The organism is Lishizhenia sp. (genome assembly GCF_057456495.1).
On the sequence record NZ_JBVCPV010000011.1, the window covers coordinates 17520 to 27902 of the forward strand.

The 10383-nt window shown below is 37.6% G+C and carries 9 protein-coding genes; 5 read left to right on the forward strand and 4 right to left on the reverse strand.

Going from position 1 to position 10383, the window contains the following annotated elements:
- Positions 1-954, reverse strand: coding sequence for an arginase (locus AC22ZQ_RS01725; RefSeq protein ID WP_318956847.1), 954 nt, complete (start codon positions 952-954; stop codon positions 1-3).
- A 193-nt stretch (positions 955-1147) separates the two neighbouring features.
- Here AC22ZQ_RS01725 and AC22ZQ_RS01730 point away from each other — a divergent pair, with 193 nt between their 5' ends.
- The 4 genes from AC22ZQ_RS01730 (at position 1148) to AC22ZQ_RS01745 (ending at position 5677) form a co-directional block, all read left to right on the forward strand.
- Complete coding sequence (locus AC22ZQ_RS01730) at positions 1148-1807, forward strand: hypothetical protein (RefSeq protein WP_318956848.1); 660 nt, start codon at positions 1148-1150, stop codon at positions 1805-1807.
- Between the two features lie 88 nt (positions 1808-1895).
- A complete protein-coding gene (locus AC22ZQ_RS01735) occupies positions 1896-4457 on the forward strand; it encodes an FtsK/SpoIIIE family DNA translocase (RefSeq protein ID WP_318956849.1) in 2562 nt (853 codons plus the stop codon).
- Between the two features lie 105 nt (positions 4458-4562).
- Complete coding sequence (gene lolA1 / locus AC22ZQ_RS01740; protein WP_318956850.1) at positions 4563-5192, forward strand: outer membrane lipoprotein periplasmic chaperone LolA1; 630 nt, start codon at positions 4563-4565, stop codon at positions 5190-5192.
- Positions 5193-5260: 68 nt separating this feature from the next.
- On the forward strand, positions 5261-5677 hold the full coding sequence (locus AC22ZQ_RS01745; RefSeq protein ID WP_318956851.1) for a hypothetical protein: 417 nt from the start codon (positions 5261-5263) through the stop codon (positions 5675-5677).
- A gap of 187 nt (positions 5678-5864) precedes the next feature.
- Here AC22ZQ_RS01745 and AC22ZQ_RS01750 read toward each other — a convergent pair whose 3' ends face one another.
- The gene (locus AC22ZQ_RS01750; RefSeq protein ID WP_318956852.1) at positions 5865-7541 is read right to left on the reverse strand and encodes an RluA family pseudouridine synthase; all 1677 of its coding nucleotides are present in this window, start codon (positions 7539-7541) and stop codon (positions 5865-5867) included.
- A 395-nt stretch (positions 7542-7936) separates the two neighbouring features.
- On the opposite strand from AC22ZQ_RS01750, the gene AC22ZQ_RS01755 reads away from it, so the two are divergent.
- Positions 7937-8593 (forward strand): hypothetical protein, encoded by a 657-nt coding sequence (locus AC22ZQ_RS01755; protein ID WP_318956853.1) that lies wholly within the window; start codon positions 7937-7939, stop codon positions 8591-8593.
- A gap of 135 nt (positions 8594-8728) precedes the next feature.
- Here AC22ZQ_RS01755 and AC22ZQ_RS01760 read toward each other — a convergent pair whose 3' ends face one another.
- Positions 8729-9391 carry a phosphatidylserine decarboxylase family protein gene (locus tag AC22ZQ_RS01760; protein ID WP_318956854.1) on the reverse strand — a complete coding sequence of 221 codons (663 nt, stop codon included), beginning with the start codon at positions 9389-9391 and terminating at the stop codon, positions 8729-8731.
- A gap of 65 nt (positions 9392-9456) precedes the next feature.
- Positions 9457-10269, reverse strand: a complete 813-nt coding sequence (locus AC22ZQ_RS01765) for a phosphatidate cytidylyltransferase (protein ID WP_318956855.1) — start codon at positions 10267-10269, stop codon at positions 9457-9459.
- Positions 10270-10383 lie beyond the last annotated feature (114 nt).

The following is a 10383-nucleotide window of genomic DNA, read 5'->3' on the forward strand; positions in this document are numbered from 1 at the left end:
CTATTTTGCAACGACGTTAACAACCTTTTCTATAAAATCGAAGGCTACTTCAGCCATCTTATTTGTTTTCTCGTCTAAACAAGGATTCACTTCCACAAACTCTATACAGCTCACTTTTTCTTGAGCCGCAAAGTGTAATAAAATTTGTTCAGCTTCATCTGGGTGCAACCCATTATCAACAGGCGTACCTGTACCGTGTGAAGTATCTGCAGGATTCATTGAATCAACATCAAAGGAAACGTATACTTCATCACAAGCAGCAAATTTCGCATCCAATTCTTCTAACACCTTTTGTGTAGATTTTTCGCGTAATTCAGCCACAGTGTAGTTTTTAATACCAACACGCTCCATGTATTTATCCTCCGGTTCTTCTGTATCACGCAACGCGATAAATGCTAAATCCTCTGGAGTAATTTTAGGTGCAATTCCACCTGTATTTTTCAACTTCTCCCACATGGCTGCAGTGTCTTCGCTAACCTCATTGATACGACATTCTAAATTGTCTTCATTCAATGCTGTAGCTAAAGGCATTCCGTGCATATTACCTGTAGGCGTCGTGTAAGGCGTGTGCATATCTCCATGTGCATCTACCCATAAAACACCAATTCGCTTATTTGGATTTGCCATTTTTAGTCCAGCAATTGTACCCCCAGCAGAACCGTGGTCACCTGCAATTACTAAAGCAAAGTCATTCTTCTGTCTAATAGATTTTACAACTTCAGAAACTCTATCGTAAATCTTCACCAAACCATCAATACGCTTACCAGACCTGTATTTTACATCCGTGTCTAACAAGTGGTTCTCCGTTTCAATGGTATGTAAAGGATAACGGCCAAACATATCATTGTTTCTATTGCGTGCCGCTACTTGGATAGCACCCGGACCTAATGACGCTCCGCGCGTTCCTGCTGTAATTTCCGATTCGTTGATAACTATTGAAATATTTCTAGCCATATTATTTTCTTAGTTTAAACCGCTTCAAAAGTAGCGTTAATAGCGGCTTAAATCAAGTAATTTTAAGCAAATTATACATCCTTAAGCAAAGCCAAGCAGAGTAAGGTATAGAACTCATCTTAGAAGACCTATCATACCGCTTATTTTTGTAGAAAAATTTGGTTTAATTTGTAGTAGAAAAAATTCAATCAATATGCGCATCAAAAACTTGTTTTCATTTTTATTTATCTGTGGATTACTTACAGCCTGTACCTCTAAAACCGATACTCAAGGTAACAGGTTTGAAGGAAAACTAGTATATAAAATCACCTCTAACATGAGGGACTTTGATCCTGCAGACAGTATGAATTACCAAATTATCTACGCCAAAGATTCATTGGTAAAAACAGACAACTTTACGCGTTTTGGGAAACAGAGTTACCTCAAACACATCCCTAAAAACAGGGCGTATACCATGATGAATTTCGAAGGAAATAAGTTAGCCATTCAAACCATTCCCGATAGCACTAAAATAGCTCCTGATAAATACACGTTTTTCGAAAGGAAAGAGCAAAAGAAAATTGCAGGACTTAACGCACAATTGGTAGAAGTCAAAATAAAAGGCCACAACACGCCTATTGAAATGTGGTACGCTACAGCGGTTTCTCACGACTATAGTGATGCTATTCCAGGTATGAAAGGATTACCTCTTATTTACACCCTTGTTATTGGTGATGAAGAACTCACTTATACATTGATTGAAGCTGAACAAAGAACTATGAGTAGAGATCATTTTGGATTGCCCTCTGACTACAAAGTGATTACCACTCAAGAATTTGAAGCATTCGTAGCGGCTCCGCAAGAAGAAATGTAAAACTAACACCCCCCTGTTAATGCTTTAAAGCTTCTGACATTCACTTGTGTGGGTAATGATTGTATCTTCGTAGGATATAGAGAAAATTATGGCCAAAGGGAACGTACTTAAAAGCAGATCAGCAGACAATAAAGCGAAGAAAAAGAAGGGAACTAGTTCTTCCAAATCACTGAATCCGTTTTCTAAGTTATCCACTAAACTCGATAAGAAAAAATCTAAGCGTATAACTGGAGGTATTTTACTCTTACTCTCTTTTTATTGCTTTATCGCTTTTCTTTCCTATTTGCTAACGTGGAAATTAGACCAAGACCAGGTGATGAATAAGAATTTGTTCACCTACATGTTTGAGGATTTAACTGAGCCAACAGCCAACTGGTTAGGACGATTCGGGGCATGGACTTCTCACCTATTTATTTACAAATGGTTTGGTTTAGCTTCTTTTGGATTTTGCTTTCTATTCTTTTTATACAGCATGCGTTTGCTTTTCAACGTAAGTTTATTGCCTTTAAAAAGAAGCTCTATTATCACCACAGTTTCTATGGTGTGGTTTTCTATTTTCTTTGGATATTTTGCCGATAAAATCAGCTACCTCGGAGGATCTTTTGGTTACTTCATCAATACGTGGCTAGATCAAAACTTTGGAGCTTTTGGAGCTTTCTTGTTTATCGCATTATTACTTTTCATTGCCGTTGTTGTATTGTTTAATCCTGATTTCCAGAAAATCATGAACATGATCGGATTGGATGAACTATTCAAAGGAAGAAAGGACAAAGAAGAAAAGATACAAGCAGCCAATAATGTTGCACCAAAAGATATTCATGCTGTAAACACGATTACTGATGAAGAGATTGAAAAAGAACCAGAACCCCAAGAAGTTGATTTCTCTGAAGAGGAAGAAGAAGAACTTGTAACAGAGGAAGATTTAAATCTAACGGTTAAGAGAAAAGAGGAAGAAGAGCCTGATTCAACTTTTGAGATAGATGATAGTTTTGAAATAGAAGAACCCCAAGAAGAGTTATCACCTGTTTCAACTGCAGAGGATTCCTCAGAAGAAAACGAGGATGAATTTTCTGTTGAAGTAGCTGAAGAGGAAGAAGAATTAAGTGATTCAGAACTGAACGATCTATCAGAGAAATTTGGTGACTACGACCCTAAGCTGGACTTGTCTAACTATCAACTTCCGTCCATAGATTTATTGAATGCTTATGGTACAGGAAAAATATCTGTAGACAAAGATGAGCTAGAGGCAAATAAAAACAGAATTGTAGAAACCCTCTCTCACTACAAAATAGAAATTGCTAAAATAAAGGCTACGATTGGTCCAACTGTTACACTCTACGAGCTTGTACCTGCACCTGGTGTAAGGATTTCGAAGATTAAAAACCTTGAGGATGATATCGCATTAAGTTTAGCAGCCTTAGGAATACGTATTATTGCTCCAATCCCAGGAAAAGGAACCATAGGTATTGAGGTACCAAACTCCAAACCAGAAATGGTAAGTATGCGTTCGTTGATTGCCTCTGAAAAATTCCAAAACTCAGATGCTGAGCTTCCTGTAGTAATGGGGAAAACAATTACCAATGAGACGTATACCTTTGACTTAGCCAAAATGCCTCACTTGCTGGTAGCCGGTGCTACAGGACAAGGTAAATCGGTTGGATTGAACGCCATATTGGTGTCTATCCTTTACAAGAAACACCCTGCACAAGTGAAGTTCGTATTGGTGGATCCGAAAAAAGTTGAATTAACCCTTTACAACAAAATAGAACGACACTTCCTGGCTAAATTACCGGGAGAAGAAGAACCAATTATTACGGATACTTCTAAAGTGGTTAATACCCTAAATTCTCTTTGTATAGAGATGGATGATAGGTATGAATTGTTAAAAGATGCCCAAGTAAGAAATATTAAGGAATACAACGCCAAATTCATTAAGCGCAAATTAAATCCAGAAAAAGGTCACCGCTACCTACCGTACATTGTTGTCTTAATAGATGAGTTTGCCGACTTAATTATGACAGCTGGTAAAGAGGTGGAACATCCTATTGCGCGTATTGCACAGTTAGCCCGTGCTATTGGTATACACTTAATTGTTGCCACACAGCGTCCTTCTGTAAACGTTATTACAGGTATGATCAAGGCTAACTTCCCTGCACGTATTGCCTTTAGAGTACTTTCTAAGATAGACTCAAGAACGATACTAGATGGATCGGGGGCAGATCAGTTGATAGGTAAAGGAGATATGTTGATTTCGACAGGTTCTGATACATTCCGTTTACAATGTGGATTTGTAGACACACCGGAAGTTGAAGATATTTGTGAGTTTATCGGAAACCAACGCGCCTATCCAGAAGCATTGTTATTACCTGAATACGAAGGTGAAGGAAGCGAAGGAGGTAATGATGCCGATTTGGATGATTTAGATGCTAATTTTGTGGAAGCAGCGCGCATCGTTGTGATTCACCAGCAGGGTTCTGCAAGTTTATTGCAACGTAAGTTGAAACTAGGTTACAACAGAGCAGGAAGACTGGTAGATCAATTAGAAGCGCACAACATTGTAGGTCCATTTAAAGGATCTAAAGCCAGAGAGGTAAATTATCCAGATGAGGCTTCTTTAGAGGAATACCTTGCAACAAAAGGATTACTTTAATCTTGGCATAGCCTTTGTAAATAGAATTCCAAAATCGATTAAAAATTTACTGTTCGCAAAGAATATTGTACTTTTGCAGAGCAAAACCAAAGAACATTAATGAAGATGATGAAAACTGTAATGATAGCAATAAGCTTTTTAAGCTTAGCATTTACAACCCTAGCACAAAGTGATGAAAAGAGTGATGCAATCTTAAAAAAATTGAGTACGGAAATGAAGGCTTTGAAGTCTTTCCATATTGAATTTGATATGCACACGAAAAACAATTCTACTGGGGTTGACGAAACAGATTCTGGTGAAGGATGGGTACAAGGTGATAAGTTCTACGCAACTTTAGGTGAAAACATCATCTTAAGTAATGGTTTGAAAATTTGGACAATTACAGAAGAAACTGTTTACATCACAGATGCTGACGAAGAAGATGACGCAAGTTTGAACCCTAAAAAATTGATGACTATTTGGGAAGAAGGTTTTAAAAGCAAATACGTGAAAGAAGAAAACGGAATGCACGTAATTAGCCTATACCCTACTAACCCAGACGATGTAGATTACCACACCATCACATTGTACATCAATAAAGCAGATAACAGCTTGAAGAAAGCTATTATGAAAACAAAAGATGCGACAACAATGACGTACACCATCACGAAGTTTGAAAAGAATCCAACGATTCCAGCTTCTAAATTTGTTTTCAATAAGCAAAAACACGCAGGTAAAGAAATTATAGAGGATTAAGCCTCAATGCAATAACTTTAAACCGATTCCATTAGGAGTCGGTTTTTTTATGTTTGATAAAAACTTCGATGCAGGATTTAGAAAAAATTAAAGCAGCCCTAATTCACCAAAAGATTAAGGCCATTTACCACACCCCAAAAGGAGAGGGAGATGAACTTATTCCAGGTTTAGGAAATTTCTACACCTTCGACACTATCATTGCACTGGAAAACGGGAAGCAATATAGACTTGGTGATGCTTTTATAGTTGAATGGTTAGGAAATGTAGAACTCATAGAGATCACCCATGAGAACTGGAATATTCCGCACGACAAAAATTTCAAAGGTGTAAGCATTAAAGAACTCCTTATAGCTAACAACAAATCCTATTACCTCTTGCTTGAAAATGACGTATTGATTAACCATACCTCAGAAATGGGAGATGCGCTACATTTTCGTTCCTACAATAGCGTTTTCAATAACTCTGGGGAACTTCTAGCGCAATAAAAACACTTAGAATTTAGCACCACCTCTACTGCCCTAGATAGCAGTGGCAGCGCTAGTTGTGTTTAATTAGAAAGACCTTGCTCAAGGGTACGACCACCGGAAGTGCGCTTGTGCAATTGGACTTACTTATTAAAAAACGACTGGCCTAAAACGGATAGCTAGACCAGGCAGCCTAATAAATCCACTACTAAAACTCGCAAGGAGCCGTAAATACAACCCTTTCATTGGTGATGGGATGGTACAATTCTATGCGCTCGGCATGCAAATGTAAACGATCTGCAGGTGTGCCGTATAAATCATCTCCTACGATGGGAATATTTAGTCCAGAAGCATGCGCCGCATGTACCCTTAACTGATGCGTACGCCCCGTTTTAGGGTAAAAATACACTTTAGTCTTCCCTTTTCTTCGCTCTATAATTTCGTAATGTGTCTGGGCCGGCTTACCGTGATCAAAACAAACAATTTGTCGGGGTCTATCTTCTAAATCTACGCGCAAGGGTAAATCTATATCTCCTTCTTGCCATTTGAGAATTCCATCTAATAGAGCAATGTATCGCTTTTGCATTTTTCGCTTGGCAAATTGACTTTGCAATTGTTTATGGGCGCGTTTACTTTTCGCTACCAGCATAACACCAGAAGTCATCATATCCAAGCGGTGGACTATCATATGATCTTTACTTTCTGGATAAAGCGCTTCCATACGCGTTTGCACAGAATCTTTAAGTACTTTACCCGGTACAGAGAGCAAACCAGAAGGTTTATTGATGACTAAAAACTCCTCTTCTTCGTAAAGAATATCTATCACTTTATCTAATGATGGTATGGCTATCAAAGGATTTTCTTGTACCTCCAAGCCCTCCAACATATGTCCGAGTATAGGCTTGCACTTGCTTTGACAAGCCGGGTAATAATTTTTGTGTTTACGAATTTCAGATTTTGGAGCATCTCCCCACCAAAACTCAACGATTGCCAGAGGTTTTAAATCATTTAAATATGCAAAGTGTAGCAATTTAGGAGCACAGCACTCCCCTGCACCAGCAGGTGGTTGTTCCAATTGCGAATCTTTGAAAATATCCAACAAATTCGCTTCTTGTTTATGGGCGTTTAAAAATTTATAGTGTTCAAATATTTTCCTTTGCAGCTTATTACTTTCTTCGGCTCTTTTATTTTGTAATTCTTTGAGCCTCTCTTCGTATACGGCAATTTCAGCCTGTAAGTCGGTTAACTCCTTATTAAAAACTTGTTGTGTATGTTTAATTTGAAGTTTATCGTCTATACTCTTTTGCGCTAACTTTTGCTCTAAGCTATGGTATTCCTCTTCAGTGAGAACTTCTTCTGCCTCTTGGCGTTGTTTCTTTCTAAAAAGTTTATTGTCTTTGGCTTTTTGCTTTAAGAAGTTCACCTTTATGTGTTTGGAATCCATTAAACGGTGGTACTTCTTACACAAGGCAAGGTAGGTTTCGTCTTTTTTTAATTGATTAACCTCTTCGATAAGCGAACTAACTACGGCATATTCTTCGGTAAAGAAGCTATCGGCACTCAATAAATCGTAAACCGGTGGAACAAACCCCTCTATATGATTTGAATTACCTACTTTTCCCGAGAAGGCTGAAAGATATGCAGTGCGGCCTTCCTTATCTTCTACCACTAAAACTCCAAACATTTTACCGCGAGAAAGTTCCTCTGCGTTTTGAGCTTTGAAATTATGGTCGTTAAAATTGTCTTGCTCTATGCGATTCATCAGGTCCTCAGCGGCACATTCTGCTAAAGGATTGGATTGGTAGAAAAAAGGATAATTGAACTGAGCAGGTTTATCTATCTCCTCTAGTTCATCCATATACTTTAAAAACTTTTCCAACTCCATTTTTACTGAATTTTCATCTCTTGCAAAGTTACCAAAACCTGCTTTAGAAACATAAATTTAAACTAAGCTTCTGGTGTAAATAAGGTGTTAAGTATTAATAATTGGACCTTAATCTTCGCTTTACTTCTATCTCTTTCATCATCCTTACTTTTGGGAGCATAGAGCAATAAATTTTATCCTATCACCTCTATCTATTACTACACAAAAGATCGTTTGATTTTTTGAACGATAAGAAAGGTGTCACAATAAATGACGCCTTTTTTTATTCGCTTACTCTTATATAGAGGAATCGCAAAAAATCCGTAGTAAACCACGAATAAAAAAGCTTAAGTTGTTCAAGATTAGATTTTTTCATTTCAATAAACTTCAACGCTACCTTGGTAAAAAAAAGTACTATGTATAATAAATTTTTAGGATCACTCTGTCTTTCAATCGGTCTACTTACTACTCCCGTAAAAGCACAAGTTATTGCTGAAAATGACTTAGGCTTTCACGTGGCTGCTTCAGCTTACACCGACTTTGAGCCGTACATTCCTGTTCGGGCTTATTTTGGAACCAACTTAGAATTAGGAATTGATTGGACCCTTTATTACCAGCGTGATAAATTTTGGAAAACCGGTATCAGTTATACCTTTTATAAATCTCCTTTGAAGAATGGGATGTCGTACTACGATGAATACATTCAAATTCCATTTGTATTCTCTATTGCCAAATGTAGAGAGTTCAAGCACAACACAGATTTATACATGACTTTTGGTCCACAAGTTTCCATACAAACACGTCAAGGTAGAGCTCAACGAAACGATCGCTATTATAATTTTGACGAAAGTCACTTTGGAGGTGCCATAAAATTTGGTTTAACGGGAGAATTTGCACTGTACCAAACCATGGTGAATTACGCCCATTCTGGAGGTCTAAGGTTATCTACGGATATTCCAAAACTATTGATAAGAACGCAAGACAATTGGATGGTCTACGATCAATACATCACCGCAACCCTTTTTTACAGTATCAGTAAAAGACATCGCCCTAAGCGTAAAAGCACCTACTAAACCTAAATCCCATCAGAGGAAAATAAACTGATGGGATTGTTTATTTAATTTTAGTTGCATCAGCATTCTTAGGCAAAGCATAAAAAAATCCCAGTAGAACAATCTACTGGGATTTTCACGAAATATATAAAGGAATTATAAAGATCCTATTTTGGTAATTTTACCTTGAACTTTATCTCCAATTTTCACATCTACTTTGGCATCTAACGGCAAGAATAAATCGATACGCGAACCAAATTTGATAAAACCGAATTCTGTTCCTTGATCGACCTTATCTCCTTCTTTTGCGTAATAACAAATTCTTCTTGCTACCGCACCGGCAATTTGTCTAAACAAGATCTCTTTACCATTGTTATGCTCAACAACAAAAGTACTTCTCTCATTATCTGTACTTGATTTTGGATGCCAAGCTACCAAGAACAATCCCGGGTGGTACTTTACGTACTTCACAATACCTTTAATCGGGTTCCAATTGGCATGAACATTCAAAGGCGACATAAAGATAGATATCTGAATACGCTTGTCCTTGAAATATTCTGTTTCTTCTACTTCTTCTATCACTACAACTTTACCATCTGCCGGACAAACGATATCTAAATCTTCGGCATTTACGGTTCTGTTTGGAACTCTAAAAAACTGTACAATTAAGTACAACATTACAAGCTCTCCTAAAGTTAAGAGGTAGTATAACCAATCCCAGCCTGTTGCTTGCAACAAGAAGTAATTACCAACGTGAATTGCTCCTAAGATGAGCACTCCAATCAATATTATTAAATAACCTTCTCTGTGTAATTTCATTCTAATGTGTTAAGGGGAAGCCTTGGCTTCGGTATCATATTTAAAAATCGGCGCTAAAATACATATTAAATACAGATAATGTACCACGTATAAAAGAGAGGTGCAGCAAATAATGTCGCATCGAACCTATCTAGTATCCCTCCATGACCTGGAAGTATGTTACCACTGTCTTTAATTCCCAAGCTTCTTTTGAGCATGGATTCGAATAAATCTCCAAAGATGGCTCCAAAGGCCGCTAAGAAGGCAGCTGGAATCCAAAAGATTAAACTCATATCTGTAAGTGTAGCAAATACATATCCTGCCAGTAATGCAAAGATAATTCCTCCTATAGTACCTTCCCAGGTCTTTTTCGGAGAAATACGTTCGAATAATTTATTTTTCCCTAAGAATCTACCCGAAAGGTAAGCAAAGGTATCATTACTCCAAATAATGGCGAACATCCCTGCTGGTACTAACCACTCCCCTTCTTTGGGTGTTATTCCTTTCAATGCGATTACTAAATATAAAGGTAGGATTACATATACCCAACCAAATACAGTGACGGCCACATTATTCAAAGGAGTTTTTGATTTTCTGAACAATTCAGGTATGAAGGCCAAAAACGTTAAGGGTAAAAGCAGTACTATGTACTTCATATCCAAAAAGTCCCAACGCATGTAGATTAAAACGAAAAGGATGGATATACCTCCCACCATTCCGATTTTTTCATCGGGAGAAACGGCCTTTGTGGATCTGAACAATCTATAGAACTCAGAAAGACCTAAAACAATAAACAGCGAAAGTACACCAACCGTGGCATACTCCCCAAAATACAAGCCTCCAATGATCAGACCTACAAATGCAGCTCCGGTTAAAGACCTCAAAAGAATATCATTCATTTTCTTTACTAATTAGATATTTGGCCTTTAAGATAAAATTTTGGTGGACATAGAGCTCTATTTCTCCAAAGGCATTATACGAAGAATCCCGTTTATCAATAATGAAAACGGGAA

What these genes read in the sequence shown, in the direction of transcription:
- AC22ZQ_RS01725 (WP_318956847.1), bottom strand. Translation starts at nt 954, where the DNA reads ATGGCTAGAAATATTTCAATAGTTATCAACGAATCGGAAATTACAGCA.
- AC22ZQ_RS01730 (WP_318956848.1), top strand. Translation starts at nt 1,148, where the DNA reads ATGCGCATCAAAAACTTGTTTTCATTTTTATTTATCTGTGGATTACTT.
- AC22ZQ_RS01735 (WP_318956849.1), top strand. Translation starts at nt 1,896, where the DNA reads ATGGCCAAAGGGAACGTACTTAAAAGCAGATCAGCAGACAATAAAGCG.
- lolA1 (WP_318956850.1), top strand. Translation starts at nt 4,563, where the DNA reads ATGATGAAAACTGTAATGATAGCAATAAGCTTTTTAAGCTTAGCATTT.
- AC22ZQ_RS01745 (WP_318956851.1), top strand. Translation starts at nt 5,261, where the DNA reads ATGCAGGATTTAGAAAAAATTAAAGCAGCCCTAATTCACCAAAAGATT.
- AC22ZQ_RS01750 (WP_318956852.1), bottom strand. Translation starts at nt 7,541, where the DNA reads ATGGAGTTGGAAAAGTTTTTAAAGTATATGGATGAACTAGAGGAGATA.
- AC22ZQ_RS01755 (WP_318956853.1), top strand. Translation starts at nt 7,937, where the DNA reads ATGTATAATAAATTTTTAGGATCACTCTGTCTTTCAATCGGTCTACTT.
- AC22ZQ_RS01760 (WP_318956854.1), bottom strand. Translation starts at nt 9,391, where the DNA reads ATGAAATTACACAGAGAAGGTTATTTAATAATATTGATTGGAGTGCTC.
- AC22ZQ_RS01765 (WP_318956855.1), bottom strand. Translation starts at nt 10,269, where the DNA reads ATGAATGATATTCTTTTGAGGTCTTTAACCGGAGCTGCATTTGTAGGT.